Source organism: Vibrio atypicus (genome assembly GCF_009811315.1).
In the GTDB taxonomy this organism is placed as follows: Bacteria; Pseudomonadota; Gammaproteobacteria; order Enterobacterales; family Vibrionaceae; genus Vibrio; species Vibrio atypicus.
On the sequence record NZ_BLID01000001.1, the window covers coordinates 166,042 to 184,283 of the forward strand.

Sequence of the window (18,242 nt, forward strand, 5' to 3'; positions counted from 1 at the left end):
AGAAACGTAGCCAGTGCAACTCCCCTCTCGTAGCCTCTAAAAAAATCAAGGATACGAGAACTATGACAGACGAGACACAATCCATCCCCTCTCCCATCTCTCGCGCGACACAAGTCGGGATAATGTTGGCCTTAGCGGGTTGTTTGCTCTTTTCCATCAAACCGGTATTAATTAAGATTGCCTACCAATATGGTGGCGATGCGACTTCCATCATGGCACTGAGAGCGTTCAGCTCTTTACCTCTATACGTTCTGACTTTCTGCTACTTATGTCTGCAACAGCACAACCGAAGCAAAGTAAAGCAACACGGACTCAAAGCCGTTGCCATCGGCATTTTGGGCTATTACTGCGCTAGCTACCTAGATATTGCTTCACTGGCGTTTATTTCCGCACAGTTGGAACGCTTGTTGATTTTCCTTTTTCCAACCTTCGTTGTGCTCATCAGCTGGGCTTTTTACCGACAAGTTCCGAGTAAGCAAATCATTGTCTCTGCGCTGATTGGTTACGCAGGTATTGCGCTCATCTTCGCTCACGACTTTCAAACGCTAGGTGAGTCCGTTGTCACTGGTAGTGCGCTTGCTATTGGTTCAGCGCTGGTTTTCGCTTTCTACTTAGTGTGGAGTAAACCTTTAATTTCTCACTTAGGTAGCTCACTGTTTACTAGCATCGGTATGGGAAGCGCTGGGGTCGCGATCGTTATCCATTTAGTGATGAGTAAAACAGAGCTCACTAGCTGGAGCAATGAGCTCATTGGCATCGGGGTTGTGCTGGGGATTTTCTGTACCGTTGTCCCGTCGTATTTGATCGCAGCGGCAATGGCGAGACTCTCTCCGACTCAGCTAAGCCTGACAAGTAATATAGGCCCAGCGATCACGGCAATATCAGCGGTTATCATCTTAGACGAAGTCTTCACGCTATGGCATGCCCTTGGTATGACGCTAGTGGTATTTTCGGTTTACACCATGAATCGAAATAAACCCTGATAGACACAAGGTTTGCACTCAAATTTTTAGAACATCAACAACGAGATAGATGGATGACGGCTGATTGATAAACACGTATGATTCAGCCTACGATTTCTATCTAATAAAAAATATGAGTACTAGAGCCCATCACCCAATTCAAGGCGCAAGCTGGATGCTAACAGCAGGTCTGGCTTTCGCTATTGTTAACAGTTTGGCGCAAGTCGCGAGCATTAACTTTGGTTTAGCATCCACGACGGTGGCATTGATTCAATATGCCATCGCTTTGGTTGTCATTCTTCCTTATTTAAAAACACTTGGGATTCGCCGCTCATTAAAAACCGATCACTTAGGCATGCACATTTTCCGCGTATTCCTATCAGTAATTGGTATTCAATTGTGGCTTTGGGCACTCGCCTACCCTGTACCAATTTGGCAAGGTATCGCACTGCTTATGACCTCGCCTCTATTTGCCACCATTGGTTCAGGTCTCTTCTTAAAAGAAAAAGTCGGGCCAGCGCGCTGGATTGCAACCTTAACGGGATTTATCGGTGCCATGATCATCTTAGAGCCTTGGGCTGATGATTTTAATTGGGCATCATTGCTCCCTGTAGGCGCTGCTTTCTTCTGGGCATGTTACTCGCTGATGGTGAAAAAGCTTTCTTCTGATGACTCTCCGTCCACCATGGTGGTTTACTTACTGGTACTGATTACCCCGTTCAATATTCTGTTGGCTCTACCTGATTGGCAGGTTCCAACTGGGGGCGATATATGGCTCGTTCTATTGGCTGCAGGTGCAATGACAGCCTTAGCACAGTGGGCTATTGTTAAAGCGTACTCAGCTGCCGATGCCTCTTTCGTTCAACCTTTTGACCACGCAAAACTACCGTTAAACGTCCTAGCTGGATGGATGGTGTTTGGTTGGGTGCCACCTGGTCGACTTTGGTTAGGTGCGGCGATCATTATTGTCTCTGTTGCGTTCATCACTCAATGGGAAACAAAAAAATCACGTAAGCTGAAATAAAATTGCTCTAGCACCTTTCTATTAGGGTAAGAAGCAGCTCGAAAATCGATTTGCGACAACCAATACTATAAGAAAGTGACTAGTGAGAGCCATCAAGGGAGAAACCTCTATGACAGATCCAATCAAAATTACACTCTATCGTTGGGGCGGAAGCTGGGGACCATTCAGTGTCAAAATCCCTTGTGGCGAATGTACGCTAACCAAAGATATTCTCAAAGACACATTTGAGAATGAGCTTGCAGATGTACCCATTGAGTTAGAAGTGAAAGATTGGCTCTCTCACTGGTGGGAACCACTAAAAGTTGGCGCTTGGCATGCACCAATCTTGATGATTGAAGGCAAAGTAGTCAGTCAAGGTGAAGCACTTAACCGAGGTGTGCTGGTTCAATCTGTGATTAAAGAGTGGACTAAACGTGACACGCTCAAAGGCAACATTGTTTATGGTAAAGCGACTTGCCCATACTGTGTGAAAGCGAAGAAAATGCTTAACGACGCTGGCATTGAATACCAATACCACGATGTCGTCAAAGAGAGCGCAGCCTTGTATCGAATGATTCCGGAAGTGAAAGCGATTATTGGTGAGAAAACACCTGTGACCGTTCCTCAGATCTGGCTTGAAGGTCAATACATTGGTGGTGCAGATAACTTAGCTGCATGGCTTGAAGAAAAAGGGCTAAACAAGGTTCCGGATAACGTCGTCAGCTTAGACGACAACCAAACCTCTGTCGGTTAACGAAATCTATACTTCAAATACAGCAAAGCCCAACCTTATTGGTTGGGCTTTATTTTATCTGCGATCTCTAATTAGATCTTACACACTGCTTTCCACGAACTGTCAGAAGACGATGGCACGGTATTCGTCCACCAGTTCGCTTGCCACACTGAACCACTGTGAATTAATTGATCACCGCCTGCAGCGTGGTCTCCACGAGGGAAATCAGGGTACACCTTCATGCCTTCAGGGTTGATGCCAGCATCAGTACAAGATTGACCAATACCACCTTCGCCACCGTTGCCACCATCTGTAGCCCCTTCAAAATCAGGCAGTAGTGGGAAGTCTTTCTTCAAACCAACGGTTTCTTTTCCGACGATAAAACGCACACCGTTAGCGACACCCGACACTGGCGTGTAATAGACCATAGCAATCGAGTATTCACCACCAGCAGGAATCGATTCTGTTGCACGCAGCGTTAATGCTACTTTATGGAACAGTTTCTTTTCACCGTTTACAGCAAAGTTTGTACCCGTATGTCCGCTTTCAACCACTTTGAGCCCTGCACCACTCCAGTCTTTCACCAAATCACCGGTCGACGTTGGCATTAAGAACTCAATCGTTGATCCACCAGGAATCGAAACTTCTGAGTTGTTCTTAAACACAAGTGTTGGGTTGATTGGGTAGTTGCTATCCCCCTCCGGCCAGTCTGTTGTTGATACTGCTACATCAATCACTGAGTCTGGCTCTGGTAAGTCATTATGACGAATATCCATTGGATCTGCTGCGGCAAACACCTCATGAGCGTAAGATGTCATATCCGTACCCATGACGTATTCGCGCTTAACTGCATCGTAAGAATAGTCACCCGCCATTTCCCAAATGAGCATGCCGCCAAGTCCATTGTCGACAATGTAATCGAGCTTCGGCTTTAATGAATCTTTATCTTCGATACTCAAGAACACTTTCTTAGTTTCATTCCAAAGCCACGCGGTTTGTAGCTCTTCACTCCAAACACGCTCATATTCACCTTCAATCAGATCTTTAGGTTCATTCGGGTCCATTCCCCAATCTGGGCCGTAACTTGGCATACCATCAATACCGAGCTCTTGTGCATGCATTAAGTTCATCGCGTGCCACATTGGCGCAACACCTGCTTTGATTTCATTGCCATTCGCATCAACGTCATGCCAAATATTATCGGTACCTTCAGCGCCCCAACCACATACGGTTGTACCCTCAGGACAAGTCGACTGGTTCGGCTCTACTGCACGCCCCCAAAGACCTTTGTCACCACCAGATACCCCTTGCCAACCACGAGTATAATAAGGGATCCCCATGTTGATCTGACTTGGTTTAAACGCACCACGGAAGAAATGGTGAGTCCAAGCTTGGTTCAAATAGCCGATACCTTGATATTGCTCAGTCGAGTAAACACCCCACTTTGCCAGTTCCGCATCTTTACCATCGTCAAACAACGCCGCTTGAGGGCCAACGAACTCATTCCACGTTCCGTGCAGGTCGTAAGACATGATATTGACGAAATCCAACACATCTTGCATGGCGAAATCTTGCATACCGCGCAGCAAGTAACCCGATGACGGCGCAGCAATGGTTAACATATAACGACGACCATCTCGCTCACCGGCTTCATCAAGCTGTTTACGAAGATCCGTCATTTGCACCATGTAGTTATCCCACAACTGGCCACGACACTTGTTCGATACTTCGAAGTCAATTGGGTTGCCTGAGTCTTTCATTGATGATGGGTATTCATAATCAATGTCCACACCATCAAAGTCGTATTTACGAATGAACTCTACCGCGGACTTATTGAATGCTTTTATGCCTTCCATGTTCACTGAACAAGACGCAAGATCCGTAGTCATTGGATAGAAACCGCCCGTTTCAGCCCAACCGCCAACAGAGATAAGTGTTTTTACATCAGGATATTGCTTTTTGAACTTGCTCAATAAGTTAAAGTGACCTTGATATGGTAGAGACGGATCCATTTCAGCCCCAGGAACACCTTCCCATGTCATCTTGGTCGCAGAGTCATCAACTTGCATGCTGTAGTCATCTTTGTTGATGCTCGCAAACGCGTAGTTGATGTGTGTCAGCTTTTCCCAAGGTAAGTCATCTGCTAAATAAGCCGGAAGCCCGTTCTTACCTGTACGCCATGACGTGTAGTAACCAATAATGCGGCGTTGATGATCATCACCCATACACTCGGTACCGTCTTCACGATAGATTTGTTTGATATCGCAGCTTAAGCCACCAGTGCCTAACTCTTCAGCAGAAACAGTGATTTCTCGAGTGCGGGTTTGATGACCGGCAGCGTCATAAGCGACAGCTTCAATCATATAGTGACCAAGTTCAGATGGTGACCATGTCACATGATAAGGAGCCTGTGTAATGCGCCCTATCGATGCGCCGTTAACAAAGAACTCCACCGCTTCAAGGTCGTTGTTTTCATCTGAAGCATTCGCCGAAATAGTCGTCACTTTACCAACGAACACTGTTTGACCATTGCGAGGGTTGGTCAACTCAACCACAGGTGCAACAGGGATCTCAGGTTCTACTGGCGGCTCCACTTCTTCAGCCTTAACTAAAATAGTTACAGCCTGCTCTTGAGTTAAACCAGATTCATCTTCCGCAACCACTTTGATGACATGAGAACCCTCACCCACCGCGACCCAATTCGCTTGGAAAGGTGTCTGATTCAGGCTTGAGACTTGCTCACCATCAACATAGAAAGTCACTGACTTAATACTGGTATTGATTGCTTTTACATTGGCAAGCATCGCTACTGATTGACCTTCTTCAAACTCTGCGCCACTAACAGGCGAAGCTAACTGAAGAGTCAATTCAGGGTCACCCACTTCACCTTCATCATCAGCGATCAATCGAATCGACTCTTGTAGCAAAGCCAGATCAAGCACGCCACTCACACCAAGTGTTAACGCAATGCTATCACCAGCGTGCAACTGAGATTTAATCCAACTACCATCATCAAAAGTCAGCGCTAAAGTATTGCTAAACACGTCACCTTGAGCATTGCTTGAGAATTTCATTCCCGGGTAACTGATACCTTGTGCAGACCAAGAAGGCGCAGACATGGAAAGATTTGAATCAAACACAACCTTTGAATTTTTTAACTCAATAGGCTTGGAACCATCATTCGTCAGAGTGACTTGGTAAGTATTCCACCACTGGCTTTCAGAACCATTGATAGAAACCTCTGCGGTAACCGCGGCGTGAGCAGCAGGCAGTGCCATCCCGATGGCTAGTGCAAGCACGCTTGGCAAAAGAGCCATAGTATTCTTTTTCATAATTAATGACTTATACATGCAACAATAAAAAGTGCCGCATTATATGGGCGAACTTTTTTTACCATGCAGCCATTGGATGTAACAAAATATTTCTAGATTCAAGGTATGAAAAGTGCCAAAAATAAAGCGTCTTTTAGTGCCAAATAGATGACAAACCGCAAGCAGACATTCACCTGACATGAAAGTGTGAAACTCATTCAGGATCGCAAAAGTGTGCGCCATGTTGGACAAATTATTTCTCTCTTTGCCATTAGAAGCTTGAGTTGACAAAGCAGCGAAAATCAACTGGAAAGCACGATGATTCAACACCTTAGAAACATGCTGTTACAACTAGCTCAAGTCATCAGCAATGCTTGTTGGAATGAGAAACCAAACGACTGGGTGAAAACTAACTCAACGAGAATAACAGGCACAAAAAAGCCGGAGATCATTGCTGATCTCCGGCTCTTCAAAATTCCGTTTCACTGGCTGCGATTACTTTGCCATCTTCTTCATCATACGCTTAATGAATGATGCTTTCTTCGCTTTAGGCTTACCATACAATGCTTCATGCATTGCTTGTTTTGCGATCATTTGACCTAGATATGCATTGCCTAATTCGTGATTCATCTTTATCTCCTCGATAGTAAGGAGCGTGATTTTAATCACAATTAGAACAAAAACAAGATCTAAATCACATTATTTTGCGCGTTTAGGTTGTTGATAAGTTTTGCCTGCAGCTTGATACGTCTCTTTGCGTTTTACTTCAAACATTGCATCAAAGAACCAAGCGACAAATCCAATCACATCGTCACCTTCATTCATAACATGCTCAATGAACTCTTGCTCTTCACCTTGCTCGTTCTCTTGAATTGTAACGTGATAGATGCGCTTTTCGCCTTCCACTTCCGCCAATGCGAACTGACCTGCTAGCGATTGTGCCGCTTCAGCAATCTCTTGATCTTCAACTGCTTTAAGCATCTCAAGTGCCTGAGGCAGATTCTCTTTCTGACAAAGTTCTTTAACTAGCTGCTCAAATTCTTTCTGTTCCATACCGGAAACCTCAATGGGTATATACAAATTCTGCGCGCATTGTATCAATCATCGGTTGCCTTTCAAGCAAACTCTTGCGGCATCGCTGTTCGACGTGCGGAGGCGAACAGTACAAACCCCATCAAACTTGCGCACAGTAGATAAAAGACACCCATTGCCCATTGACTCTGTACCCAGTGTTCGACCAAGAACCCTCCAAATAATCCAGCTAAACACATTTGGATAGAACCTGATAAAGCCGATACTGCCCCCGCTTGTCGCTTGTGCGGTTCAAGCAGCATACTGATGGAAAGTGGAAACGAAAGACCTTGAGCGATAGTAAGCCATGTAAACGCCCAAATTAAGTTGAATAGCGTCGTGTCGGTAAGCAGTAACCATAAGCCAGCAGACATCATCAGCATAATCGACAAACCTAACAATTGGACTGTCGAAAAATATCGATTCAATATGTTTAACGACACACTCCCAATCATTAAACCCGCCGACGGGATGATCATAATCGAACCGTACTCCGCCGTCGTTAGGCCAAGTTGATTTTGCAAAATAAACGGCATCACAGAGAGCGAAACTAAACTCGCTAAATAGCTGATCCAGTTGTAACTCGCACTGCTTACCACCTGCTTGTTGGTAAGCAACTGCCCGTAGTTTTTCACCACTTCAATGATATTGAATGAACGAATACCACTGTTTGTTTCTGGTAGTACAAAATAGCCAAGGGTGAAGATCGCCGCTAAGTATAAGAGGACAAAAACAAACACCGCTTCCCACCCCAGATAAAATGCCATCCAACCACCAAAAACAGGGGCGATGATAGGCATGATCGAAGCAGTAACGGATATATAGGAAAGCGCTTTAGTGAGTTGTGGGCCATCATAACTGTCACGCAAAACACTGCGACCCAATACCGATGCACTACCAGCTCCTAAACCTTGGAGCAAACGACCCAAGATGAGTGTTGATAACTGATCCGCAAACACCACACAAAGGATAGTACCGACTAAATAGATCCCTTGGCCTAATAAAAACACGGGGCGACGACCAATTGAATCAGACAGAGGGCCGTAAAAGAGTTGAGAAGCGCCAAAACCGACTAAAAATAGGGTCACAAGAAGTTGGATCTCAGCATGACTTGCATTTAAAGCTTCACTAATAAGAGGCAACGATGGCAAGTAAATACTGACACCGACTTGACCTGTTGCAATGATCATCATCGCAAGCAGAATTGGTGTTTTCTTCATTTATCTCCCCCTTATTTAAACTTGATGTTAACCAGTGTAAATTAGGCACTAGCAAAAGATAATATGTTGGATTGGAAACTGATTAGTTCCCAGTAAGAATCAATAAAGGTGGGTTATGGATTGGCTACAGAGCGTTCAAAGTTATATTCGAGTCGTTGATGAAGGCAGCTTCAATGGTGCAGCTCGTAAAATGAACACCACCAGCTCAGCCATTTCAAAGCGCATTCACTGGCTCGAAGAAAGAATCGGTGTGCAATTACTTAAGCGCACAACAAGAACCGTTACCCAGACAGAAGCGGGCGCACTCTTTCACCAACGAGCCAAAGTACAGTTAGAAGGCTGGCAGTCAATTGTTGATGAAACTCGCTCCGTCAGCCAAAGTCCTGCCGGACTATTAAAGATTGGCGCAACCCTTGCGGTAGGTTCCAAGTTCTTGGTTCAGTACCTCAACGACTTTTTGCAAATGTATCCCGATATACGTATCCAGTTGATCACAACCACGCCAGGTCAGCTGCCGGAGCTCAGCCTAGATTTATTCATCAGTCGCGAATTGGAGCAATTAAATTCATTAAGCTTCAAAGCAACACCTCTGTTTGAACACAAAGCAGGTTTTTATGCGTCTCCAGCTTACCTAGAAACGTATGGGGAGCCTGCCAATGCTGAAGAATTGGCGCAGCACAATGCGCTGGTGTGGGGAGAGAAGACCCATAGAGAAATCAAATTAACGAACGGGCAACGTCTGGCTTTGTCAGGAAACTTCGCGACAACTAACCCAGAAGCACTATTCCATGCTGCCAAAAACAATATGGGCGTGCTTGTCACCAATGATGTCATGATCAAAGAAGACTTAAAAAACGGTACGCTTAAACGGATTCTTCCGGACATTACCGCCGATGAAGCCACTGTATATGCCTACTATCCTAAACTGGATTATCAACATACTCGCACCAAATTATTCCTCGACTATTTAAAACAGCGATTAGCAAAAGAGAATAGCGACTAATTTCACGCTGAATATTATTCATTTCCATTTGCCATCCTATGCCACCTGTACCATATTTAATTTGAACCAATACTAACAACATGTGATTTAAATCACTCTATATGGGTTCTTGATATGGCTAGGAATACGACACTTATCCCATCGATAAGCTTAGATGTTATCAACCGTACATTGAGTTTAGATGGTTCAGAGTTGCTAGATGAAGCGACTCTATTGCTACATAAACACTACAAAAGCAACTGCACATGTCTAATAGAAATCGATCGACTTAATACTCGAGCGACAACATTATCTTTTGCGTGTGGAGATCAACTACAATCCTCCATCCAGTATTCACTGACAGGGACACCTTGTGCCGTTGTAAGTAAATCTGAGCTCGACTTTGTGCTATATGAAAACAATGTATGCGAGCAGTTCCCTGACGATCACTATTTACAGGAGCAAGGGTTACAAGCTTACCTTGGTATCCCACTGCGTTCGGAACAAGGCGAAGTTCTTGGCGTACTACTATCAACTTTCAACCGGGCTCTCATCGACCCTCAAGAAATGATCTATTATCACAAGTTATTCGCCCGACTTGTCGTCCATAATCTTAGAGCAAAATGGTTATCAGCTCGCTCTGATAGTTTGGTCAATCAGCTTAGTTATGAAGTCTCGCACGACAATCTGACGGGGCTGCTCAATCGTAGTTTCCTTGCAGACAAACTAGAAAGACTCACAGAAGTAGGCAATAACCCATTCACGCTTGCTTATGTTGATATCGACAACTTCAAATCCATTAACGACCTCTATGGGAATTACATTGGTGACCAAATCATCAAATTCGTTGCCAATACCATCGAAGAAACAACCAAAGACAAACAGCTTTCATTTCGAATCGCCGGGGATGAGTTTGCCTTTATTTCTATGTCTGGCGACCCCTTTGAACTATGTAACCAAATCATCCGTAAGTTAGAAAAGGGCTATCGAGACCCAGCCCACAATATAAAAGTCAAAGTCAGCATTGGACTTGCAAGACATAACTCTCATAGCTTGAGTGCAGATCAAATCATGTTGAACGCAAGCTTGGCATTAAAAGAATGTAAACAATCTCGACAGCTCAACATTCAATGCTACGACACTCACCTAAGTGCCCAATACTACCGACGAGCAATGGTGATCGATGCACTTCGTAGTGAATTAGACAAATCAACGCAACACAATGAAATCTATGTCGTGGCGCAGCCTATCGTTAGTCGAAATTCTGATAAATGGACTTATTTTGAAATTCTCGCTCGTTGGAATAGTGAAGCACTTGGGGCTATCTCCCCTATCGAATTCATCGAAGCCGCTGAGCAATCTGGCCTGATCATCGAACTGGGTGAGCGAATCGTTGAGCTTGCTTGTGAAGCTAAAAAAACTTTAGAACAAGGCTTAAATCACAAGGTAAAACTGGGGCTTAATTGCTCAGCTCATGAGCTCAACAACGCCAACCGTTATCTTCAACACCTGTTAGCAACTATTAGCCAATATGGGTTCAGCCCAGATGAATTCACCATTGAGCTGACAGAAACCGTTCTACTATCTAGAACAAAAGAGGTGAAAATCATTCTAGATAAACTAAGACTGTTGGGCTTTACCGTCGCGCTTGATGACTTTGGTACAGGCTACTCTAGTCTTAACTACATCCATAGCTACCCTATTGATTGTATTAAGATTGATGCCACCTTTATTCGCAACATGCTTAGCAACGAAACGGCTGAAAGTGTCGTCTGGTTAATTATTCAACTCGCCAAACAGCTTCAAGTTAGTTTGGTTGCTGAAGGTGTCGAAGATCAAGAGGCTCTTGAAAAGCTCTACGCCATGGGATGCGAGCAAATTCAAGGCTATTACTTTTCCCGACCAGAACTACCTGAGGACATCATTCTAATGCAAGAGCCTTTCAGCCAAATCCCGCCTATCGCTTCCAACGGCTAGCTTTCTTCCCCTGTTGCTAGCCGCTTCTTTTTCTTTCCACAACTAAATCAGAGTTGATTTACGCCCTTTAAATGATAATAATTATCATTAAATGTTAATTTGAGACTCTATCATGCTATGTCTTAATCTTCTCTATAATGGCTATTTTAAATCACAAGACCGCTTCTTAGATTCCTCTACTGCCAGTGGGTTCGAACCTGATGTCATACAAGAGTATATTCAATGGACGATGAATTTAAGTTCATACTACGAGCATGGTTCACCTCATGAAAACAACCTGCTGTGTGAGCTTTATCTTAGACAGCTTTATTTCAATCTTTTGGATGCGATTCAAGACTCTCGTCGAAGCCCTACATTTCGCCGCTACTGTCTAGACTCGATTCACGCGCCACTACTTTGCTTGAAACGGTTTTACTTCCATTGGGAAGATGGCGATATCAAGTTCTTTTTACTACAACAACAATTACAGCGTATCCAAGCGCCACTCGACTAAAACAGAAGGATTAAAAATGACTCAACCTAGCAGCCCTCAACATTTTCGTACTGAACGAGACAGCATGGGGGAAGTCCAAGTCCCTAGCGATGCACTTTACCAAGCTCAAACGCAGCGCGCTGTCGACAATTTCAAATTCAGCAATCATCAGATGCCCAAAGCATTTGTTCAAGCGCTCGCTTATATTAAGCAGACCGCAGCACTTACCAACGCACAGTTAGGTTTGCTAGAAGGCGACATCGCCAATGCCATCGCCAATGCCGCCCAATCGATTATTGATGGTGAGCACACTAACCAATTTCCTATCGATGTATTTCAGACTGGCTCTGGAACCAGTTCAAATATGAACGCCAACGAGGTGATCGCGACAATCGCCAGTGAGATATCTGGGGCCAACGTCAGCCCAAATGATCACGTTAATATGGGGCAAAGTAGTAATGATGTTGTACCAACAGCCATTCAACTAAGCTCCGCTATCACCATCGAAAAACAACTGCTGCCCGCGCTCGACCACCTGATCCACACTATAGAAGCTAAACGCAAAGAAATTGGTCATATCGTAAAAACAGGCCGTACTCACTTAATGGATGCGATGCCTGTTACCTTTGACCAAGAATTGGGTGGATGGCAGTTTCAAATTGAACAAGCTCGACAAGGTATCGTAAATAGCCTCAACGCCCTTAAAGCGCTTGCTCAAGGAGGAACCGCAGTCGGTACAGGAATTAACGCTGATCCAAGATTTGCCAAAGCGTTTGCAGATAATTTATCTCAAGCAAGCCATGTTCAGTTCACTGCGAGCGACAACTTCTTCTACAACTTGAGCTCTCAAGATGCAATTGTGGCACTTTCAGGACAACTAAAAACAGCTGCGGTAGCAACAATGAAGATCGCCAATGATCTGCGTTGGATGAACTCAGGTCCACTCGCTGGCCTAGGAGAGATTGAACTCAAAGGATTGCAACCTGGTTCTTCAATCATGCCAGGTAAGGTTAACCCCGTGATCCCTGAAGCCGCCGCAATGGCATCAGCGCAAGTGATCGGCAATGACACAACGATCACCATCGCAGGTCAGTCTGGTAACTTCCAACTCAATGTGATGCTACCAGTAATCGCGCACAATATTATTGAAAGCATTGAGTTATTAACCCAGTCTGCATTAGCTCTGGCCGATAAGGCAATTGCATCATTTACAGTTCGCGAAGATAACCTGCAAATCGCATTGGCACGCAACCCTATTTTGGTCACGGCATTAAACCCGGTCATTGGTTATTTAAAAGCCGCAGACATAGCAAAGAAAGCATACAGTCAAGGCCGAGCGATCATAGATGTTGCTGAAGAAGAGACCGATCTCGACCGCGCAACGCTCACTCGATTGCTAGAACCAACACAGCTCACTAAAGGTGGTATTGCCGACTAACTGACCCGCGCAATGACAAGCGATATCAAGGTCTTTGGTATCGCTTTTATCTTCATATTTGCTCTTTCCATTTACTATATTGCGCACCGATTTTGCCCATAAATAATATTTATCGTTTAGGTAAAATCAGTTAGTTGCGAGAGATTTGCTAACTCTCTACTATGCCCGCGCTGATTCAGAAATGACTCAACTCGCTCTTTAAATGTGTCGCGGTTACCAACTCAATATCAAAAGGTTATCGCAATCCAACTCTCTTTTAGATGCCCCCTTTGAACTTCGGTTCTTCACCTTTTTGAGCCATTAGACGCTCTAATCTATCTAATCGAATTTTTTGGAGAATTTGTTGTGAACAAATTAAAAAGCATTAACCCACAAAAAATGGGTAAAGAACGCACTAAACGTGAATACGATTTACGCGTATTAAACTTAGTCGGTGAAAGCGAGTATGCTTCACGTATGGCAGTATGGAACAACCTATCATTTGCTAACGACGCAATGGATGAAGTAAAAGACTTTATCGATAACGCATTCAACAAGTTACAAGCGGAGTTAAAAGAAGCACGTAGCGAACTCTCTATTGATTACAATGAGTTCGTGACAACAGCAACTGAAGAAGTGAACTACATCAGAGGCAATGTGGCAGACTCAACCACTCAATACTTCTGGTATGTCGCCATCGCACTAATGGTTGCTGGCACCGTTGCTATCTGCATTTGATTATTATTGATTTTAAAAAGGCGGTGACCAATATCACCGCCTTACTTCTATTCCCTGTTAATATCTCACCTACATTCTATTGCAGAAACTTCGCGCCGTTTTGTTTACACTGAACAATAAGTACATTGTGCTTTGATCGAGGTTACTCATTGCAAAACAACAACACCCTTACCTTTGCGACCGCCAATCTATTTAATTTTGTCGAACCGCCCAACGCTTTTTATGATTTTGAAAACATCTATGAGCAAGAGGCATGGCAAGGGAAATGTGCGTGGACGAAAAAGCACGTAGAAGCCTTAGACGCTGACATTATTGGGCTGCAAGAAGTATTTAGCATTGAAGCCACTCAGATCTTGTTTAAGCAAATGGGTTATAAGTACTTTGCTGTGGTAGACCAACCGCAGGTAGCAGACGAGTATATCTACTCGCACCCTGTCGTCGCATTGGCATCAAAATACCCGATTAAACATGTCGAAGCGGTAAGACCATTAGAATGGATATCTGATAGCTACCAAATCCCAACCCCGCAATTCAGTCGTAAACCAATTTATGCAGTGGTTAATGTGCCAGAAATCGGCGAGATCGCTTGCTATGTTTGCCACCTAAAGTCACAACGTGCCAGCGAAAGCAGCAACCCTGAACAGGAACATGCCCTCGTTGGGCAGTGGGTATCGGCGCAGCAGCGTGGATGGGAAGCCATCATGCTACGATTATTTATGGAACACCAATACCAGCGCCATCCTATTCCATGCGTATTGATGGGAGATATGAACGAGCCATTAGACAGCAGCATTACTGGGCTACTTACTAGAGAGATCAATCAAAGTTCAGAAAAGCTCACGCTACAAGACAGCTGGTCCATTTTGAATCGCAATAACAAAGACGCATGCCGCCAGCCCACCCACTACCACTTTGCGAAAGGGAATGTGCTGGACTACTTACTGGTTTCACAAGAATTTCAGCCAGATTCACCTTACTCTCTGGCTGATATTGTCGATTATCAAACACTCAATGCTCACTTAATCAACCCAAGCTTTGAAAAAGACAGATACGCAAGTGACCATGCCTTTGTTTCAATGACGGTCCACTTCGTCTTAAGTGAGCTCGACTAACTTAGCTTGAAAGGTTACGCAGTTTAGGATCATCACTCATATATTCGACAAATTCCACTTCAAAGCCTGCCGGATCTAAAAAGTAAATGTTCTTACGATACGGCTCATCGGCACCTGGTTTAGCGATTGGGAATCCGGCTTCAACCAACCGGCTAATCACTGCATCGATGTTATCGGTTACATAAGCAAAATGCGCAAATCCGACTTGGTGTCCATCGAGATCTCGGTTCTCTCCTTCACCATGATCGCTCAACGCAATGTATTGATACTCATCGCCAAAATGAAGCCAGTTACGAGGCTTACCACTCCACTCGCCTTTTCCTTCATCACGAACATACCAATGGGGGAACGCGGCTTGGTAGAACTTCAACATTTCAGGGATATTTTTAACTACAAGGTTTACATGCTCCAGTTGAATCATTGCTTTCTCCTTAAAAGACTTTTCCTAGACAACGTAGAACATGCTAATACCTCAAGCTAAGTTGAGGTAAAGAGCAAAATTCAATTTATTTAAAAAATATTGAGACGAACGACAAAGAGATGAATTGCAGCAGGGTTTACAGGGAGAGATTGGAAACCGACTAGCCCCAAGATTAGGAGCTAGCAATGATAAAGCCGGCTAAATCTTGTCAGCGAAGTAAGCCATGATCTCAGCGGTTGTCATTTCTTTGGTTTCATTGGCGAAACAATAATAGCTTGGACGTGCATCACTAAAGTATTGCATATCCATTTCCAAACCTTCCAACTGAGGAAACAGACCCACAGGCATGTTGTACTCGCCTGTCGCTTTAAGCTTATAAAAGAGATGAGTACCACATTCAGTACAAAAACCGCGTGATGCCCAAGAGGAGGATTGGAATAACTTTACTTTTTCTTCACCATCAATTATCACCTTAGTGCCGCATTGCACAGCAAAATAAGGCGCACCGCCCCAAGTTCGGCAAGATTGACAGTGACAGACAGTAAATTTTGGATTGATTTCTTCGGCTGTAATTTTTACCGCACCGCAAAGACAGCTTGTTTCAGAATGGGCCATGAGAGTCACCTTAATGGTTAGCCAACCACTTATTGTTTGTTTGGTTATTAGCAGGCTAACGGGCAGTCGCTAACCTACTTACTGACCAACAAATAGTAACTCAGCATCAAAATACTGTATATAAACACAGTCAAGCTTTGTGATATCTCGTCAGTATTGGGACGGTAAAACTAATTATTGTGGATTGCAGTGACTTAAAACGCCTTAAGCACCTCAGAATCATAACGACTTATGTCTAAGGTAATACCAAACTCTTCTACCCACTTATCCAGTTGAGCTTGCGCAGTGTTAAGGCTGTTAATCGTGATGGTGTTGTCATCCAGCTGCCACAATTGACGAGAGCCTTGATAACTAAATTGCAGCGCGAGCATTGCATCGACGTTACCCTTTTCTGCAGCGGCAAGAAGCTTTCTGTTCTTTCTGTAGATCAAGTTCAACGCTTGTTTGAGGTCCCAAACGTAAGCGACTTCTTTCATTTTTGGGTGAGACTTCAGTTTTAGAAGCGTCGTGACAACCAGTATCGCACTCACAATGACACCGAATAAATTCCAATGAAAGTGGGAGCCGGACTCAGCAGGAAAGATTAAGATCAAAGTTTGCGATATTGCTAAACTCAGTATCGCTAACACGGCAATACAAGCGACAATGACGACATTAAGACGGGAACGATATAGCTGCTTATCAATATTTTGTAATTGCATTATAAATCCATTAGTTAGCGACAGGTTCTATCTTACGAACCCTCATCTTCAGGCCGCTAATTATACAGATTCTTACCAGTTAAAATCGGTTATTTTGTTGCAAAGCGTTTAGAGCTACCTCCTCTAAAGTAAAGCGCCCAACGTATTTACAACGCTGGGCAGCCCTATAGAAAGATTAAGTTAAACGCCTGAATCAAATCGTACGACTTAGCTTGCTGACCAAACCGGCGACTCTTTGGCCTAGATATTGCGCAGTCGCTAAATCTGAAGCGTGTACTTCACCATCAATCCCTTGAGATACCACACCCGCTTGGGAGCCTAAGCGATTGATTTTTTGCTCACCAGAATCGGTAATTTTATCTAAGCCCACCCAAACCATGCCATGCTGCCCAGCTAAAGTTTGGATGTATTGTAAAGTGCTTGATTGATCGCCATTTAACGCTCCACCACTGGTAAACCCTGCGGCGACTTTATTCGCCCACTTCTGATGAACCCAAGATTCGCTGCTCGCATCTGCAAATGCCTTAAACTGGGCTGCGACTCCACCCATATAAGTTGGTGAACCAAAAATGATCGCATCGCAATCTGCCAGTGAATCCATCAACGGATCATTCACAAAACGGCCCTCGACAATTTCCTTTCCTTCAATTCGATGAGAGAGAATATCAATCCCTTTATGCTGTTCGATACCTGATGCAATCGCCTTAGCAATCTGCCCTGTAATATCTGTTTTTGTAAAATAGATAATCGCAATTTTAGCCACAATAACGTCCTTTCATTAAGTTATGTTAAGAGAGTTGCTGTAGGCTAAAACCTCAAGGTAGGTCGAGGTCAACAATAAGTTAGGCAAAGTTTTCTAAAACTCAGTATCATGCTCGCCATTCAACGAGTCTTTACTCTTAGCTAGCAATACCATTAAGTAGAACAATAGAAATGACAACAGAGTCAACGGTCATTATTGGCCTGTATAATCCGAAGAATCCAACCAATGTCGGTGCCGTGATGCGCGCTGCCGGCTGCTATGATGCGACACAAGTTCGCTACAATGGTACCCGCTACAATCGTGCGGTTAAGTTCCAGACTGATACTAAGAATAGCCGTGAGCGTATCAATTTAATTGAGATGGATGACCTCACCGCAGAGGTAGCAAACGATGTTGAAATCGTTTGTGTGGAACTGGCCGTCGGAGCTACTGCGTTGCCTCACTTCGAGCACCCAGAAAAAGCAGTTTATGTATTTGGGCCAGAAGATGGCTCACTGCCACAAGAGGTGGTCGATAAAGCCCATCACGTGGTTTACATCCCAACCAATGGCTGTATGAATCTTGCTGCGACCGTGAACGTAGTACTGTACGATCGCCTTGCAAAATCATTAGGTACTATCGACGACCACAAGCAAATTACAGCAAACCGCGACAACAAAAACCGCTTAACGGTTAAAAGCATCGCTTAATCTCTCCCCCGTCGAATTATCACTTTTTTCAAGAGCTTATATCACTCTATAAGCT

The 18,242-nt window shown here is 44.2% G+C and carries 18 protein-coding genes; 10 read left to right on the plus strand and 8 right to left on the minus strand.

Translation table 11 applies throughout. The features are described from left to right. Window positions 1-62: 62 nt before the first annotated feature. From GVO60_RS00735 to GVO60_RS00745, 3 genes are all read left to right on the plus strand, one after another. Entirely contained in the window at window positions 63-983 is a 921-nt protein-coding gene (locus GVO60_RS00735) for a DMT family transporter (protein ID WP_159650601.1), read from the plus strand. Between the two features lie 112 nt (window positions 984-1,095). Then, window positions 1,096-1,986, plus strand: coding sequence for a DMT family transporter (locus tag GVO60_RS00740; protein WP_159650603.1), 891 nt, complete (start codon window positions 1,096-1,098; stop codon window positions 1,984-1,986). 109 nt (window positions 1,987-2,095) lie between these two features. Then, a complete protein-coding gene (locus GVO60_RS00745; protein ID WP_159650605.1) occupies window positions 2,096-2,719 on the plus strand; it encodes a glutaredoxin domain-containing protein in 624 nt (207 codons plus the stop codon). Between the two features lie 71 nt (window positions 2,720-2,790). Here the strand turns inward: GVO60_RS00745 and GVO60_RS00750 are convergent, their stop codons facing one another. From GVO60_RS00750 to GVO60_RS00760, 4 genes are all read right to left on the minus strand, one after another. Next, complete coding sequence (locus GVO60_RS00750) at window positions 2,791-6,006, minus strand: glycosyl hydrolase family 18 protein (RefSeq protein WP_162596530.1); 3,216 nt, start codon at window positions 6,004-6,006, stop codon at window positions 2,791-2,793. Between the two features lie 498 nt (window positions 6,007-6,504). Next, window positions 6,505-6,639, minus strand: a complete 135-nt coding sequence (locus GVO60_RS22620; protein WP_263971432.1) for a hypothetical protein — start codon at window positions 6,637-6,639, stop codon at window positions 6,505-6,507. Between the two features lie 69 nt (window positions 6,640-6,708). Beyond that, the gene (locus GVO60_RS00755; RefSeq protein WP_159650608.1) at window positions 6,709-7,062 is read right to left on the minus strand and encodes a hypothetical protein; all 354 of its coding nucleotides are present in this window, start codon (window positions 7,060-7,062) and stop codon (window positions 6,709-6,711) included. Window positions 7,063-7,124: 62 nt separating this feature from the next. Continuing rightward, entirely contained in the window at window positions 7,125-8,300 is a 1,176-nt protein-coding gene (locus GVO60_RS00760; RefSeq protein WP_159650610.1) for a multidrug effflux MFS transporter, read from the minus strand. 115 nt (window positions 8,301-8,415) lie between these two features. Between GVO60_RS00760 and GVO60_RS00765 the strand changes: the two genes are divergently transcribed. The 6 genes from GVO60_RS00765 (at window position 8,416) to GVO60_RS00790 (ending at window position 14,998) form a co-directional block, all read left to right on the plus strand. Then, entirely contained in the window at window positions 8,416-9,303 is an 888-nt protein-coding gene (locus GVO60_RS00765; protein WP_159650612.1) for a LysR family transcriptional regulator, read from the plus strand. A 114-nt stretch (window positions 9,304-9,417) separates the two neighbouring features. Further along, window positions 9,418-11,259 carry a putative bifunctional diguanylate cyclase/phosphodiesterase gene (locus GVO60_RS00770; protein ID WP_159650614.1) on the plus strand — a complete coding sequence of 614 codons (1,842 nt, stop codon included), beginning with the start codon at window positions 9,418-9,420 and terminating at the stop codon, window positions 11,257-11,259. Between the two features lie 112 nt (window positions 11,260-11,371). After that, on the plus strand, window positions 11,372-11,752 hold the full coding sequence (locus GVO60_RS00775) for a hypothetical protein (RefSeq protein WP_159650616.1): 381 nt from the start codon (window positions 11,372-11,374) through the stop codon (window positions 11,750-11,752). A gap of 16 nt (window positions 11,753-11,768) precedes the next feature. Then, window positions 11,769-13,169: a class II fumarate hydratase gene (locus tag GVO60_RS00780; RefSeq protein WP_159650618.1), complete on the plus strand. Its 1,401-nt coding sequence runs from the start codon at window positions 11,769-11,771 to the stop codon at window positions 13,167-13,169. Window positions 13,170-13,547: 378 nt separating this feature from the next. After that, on the plus strand, window positions 13,548-13,886 hold the full coding sequence (locus GVO60_RS00785; RefSeq protein ID WP_159651400.1) for a thiamine-phosphate diphosphorylase: 339 nt from the start codon (window positions 13,548-13,550) through the stop codon (window positions 13,884-13,886). Between the two features lie 149 nt (window positions 13,887-14,035). After that, window positions 14,036-14,998 (plus strand): endonuclease/exonuclease/phosphatase family protein, encoded by a 963-nt coding sequence (locus GVO60_RS00790; RefSeq protein WP_159650620.1) that lies wholly within the window; start codon window positions 14,036-14,038, stop codon window positions 14,996-14,998. A gap of 1 nt (window position 14,999) precedes the next feature. Here the strand turns inward: GVO60_RS00790 and GVO60_RS00795 are convergent, their stop codons facing one another. The 4 genes from GVO60_RS00795 to GVO60_RS00810 form a co-directional block, all read right to left on the minus strand. Beyond that, window positions 15,000-15,419, minus strand: a complete 420-nt coding sequence (locus GVO60_RS00795; protein WP_159650622.1) for a VOC family protein — start codon at window positions 15,417-15,419, stop codon at window positions 15,000-15,002. Window positions 15,420-15,617: 198 nt separating this feature from the next. Further along, complete coding sequence (locus GVO60_RS00800) at window positions 15,618-16,034, minus strand: GFA family protein (RefSeq protein ID WP_159650624.1); 417 nt, start codon at window positions 16,032-16,034, stop codon at window positions 15,618-15,620. Window positions 16,035-16,228: 194 nt separating this feature from the next. Further along, window positions 16,229-16,735: a DUF3087 domain-containing protein gene (locus GVO60_RS00805; RefSeq protein ID WP_159650626.1), complete on the minus strand. Its 507-nt coding sequence runs from the start codon at window positions 16,733-16,735 to the stop codon at window positions 16,229-16,231. A gap of 193 nt (window positions 16,736-16,928) precedes the next feature. Continuing rightward, window positions 16,929-17,498 carry a flavodoxin family protein gene (locus tag GVO60_RS00810; RefSeq protein ID WP_159650628.1) on the minus strand — a complete coding sequence of 190 codons (570 nt, stop codon included), beginning with the start codon at window positions 17,496-17,498 and terminating at the stop codon, window positions 16,929-16,931. Between the two features lie 170 nt (window positions 17,499-17,668). Here GVO60_RS00810 and GVO60_RS00815 point away from each other — a divergent pair, with 170 nt between their 5' ends. Continuing rightward, entirely contained in the window at window positions 17,669-18,187 is a 519-nt protein-coding gene (locus tag GVO60_RS00815) for an RNA methyltransferase (protein WP_159650630.1), read from the plus strand. Window positions 18,188-18,242: the final 55 nt, after the last annotated feature.

Bases quoted from the DNA above. Each gene is read 5' to 3' on its own strand.
- GVO60_RS00735 (WP_159650601.1), top strand. From the start codon at position 63: ATGACAGACGAGACACAATCCATCCCCTCTCCCATCTCTCGCGCGACA.
- GVO60_RS00740 (WP_159650603.1), top strand. From the start codon at position 1,096: ATGAGTACTAGAGCCCATCACCCAATTCAAGGCGCAAGCTGGATGCTA.
- GVO60_RS00745 (WP_159650605.1), top strand. From the start codon at position 2,096: ATGACAGATCCAATCAAAATTACACTCTATCGTTGGGGCGGAAGCTGG.
- GVO60_RS22620 (WP_263971432.1), bottom strand. From the start codon at position 6,639: ATGAATCACGAATTAGGCAATGCATATCTAGGTCAAATGATCGCAAAA.
- GVO60_RS00755 (WP_159650608.1), bottom strand. From the start codon at position 7,062: ATGGAACAGAAAGAATTTGAGCAGCTAGTTAAAGAACTTTGTCAGAAA.
- GVO60_RS00760 (WP_159650610.1), bottom strand. From the start codon at position 8,300: ATGAAGAAAACACCAATTCTGCTTGCGATGATGATCATTGCAACAGGT.
- GVO60_RS00765 (WP_159650612.1), top strand. From the start codon at position 8,416: ATGGATTGGCTACAGAGCGTTCAAAGTTATATTCGAGTCGTTGATGAA.
- GVO60_RS00770 (WP_159650614.1), top strand. From the start codon at position 9,418: ATGGCTAGGAATACGACACTTATCCCATCGATAAGCTTAGATGTTATC.
- GVO60_RS00775 (WP_159650616.1), top strand. From the start codon at position 11,372: ATGCTATGTCTTAATCTTCTCTATAATGGCTATTTTAAATCACAAGAC.
- GVO60_RS00780 (WP_159650618.1), top strand. From the start codon at position 11,769: ATGACTCAACCTAGCAGCCCTCAACATTTTCGTACTGAACGAGACAGC.
- GVO60_RS00785 (WP_159651400.1), top strand. From the start codon at position 13,548: ATGGGTAAAGAACGCACTAAACGTGAATACGATTTACGCGTATTAAAC.
- GVO60_RS00795 (WP_159650622.1), bottom strand. From the start codon at position 15,419: ATGATTCAACTGGAGCATGTAAACCTTGTAGTTAAAAATATCCCTGAA.
- GVO60_RS00800 (WP_159650624.1), bottom strand. From the start codon at position 16,034: ATGGCCCATTCTGAAACAAGCTGTCTTTGCGGTGCGGTAAAAATTACA.
- GVO60_RS00805 (WP_159650626.1), bottom strand. From the start codon at position 16,735: ATGCAATTACAAAATATTGATAAGCAGCTATATCGTTCCCGTCTTAAT.
- GVO60_RS00815 (WP_159650630.1), top strand. From the start codon at position 17,669: ATGACAACAGAGTCAACGGTCATTATTGGCCTGTATAATCCGAAGAAT.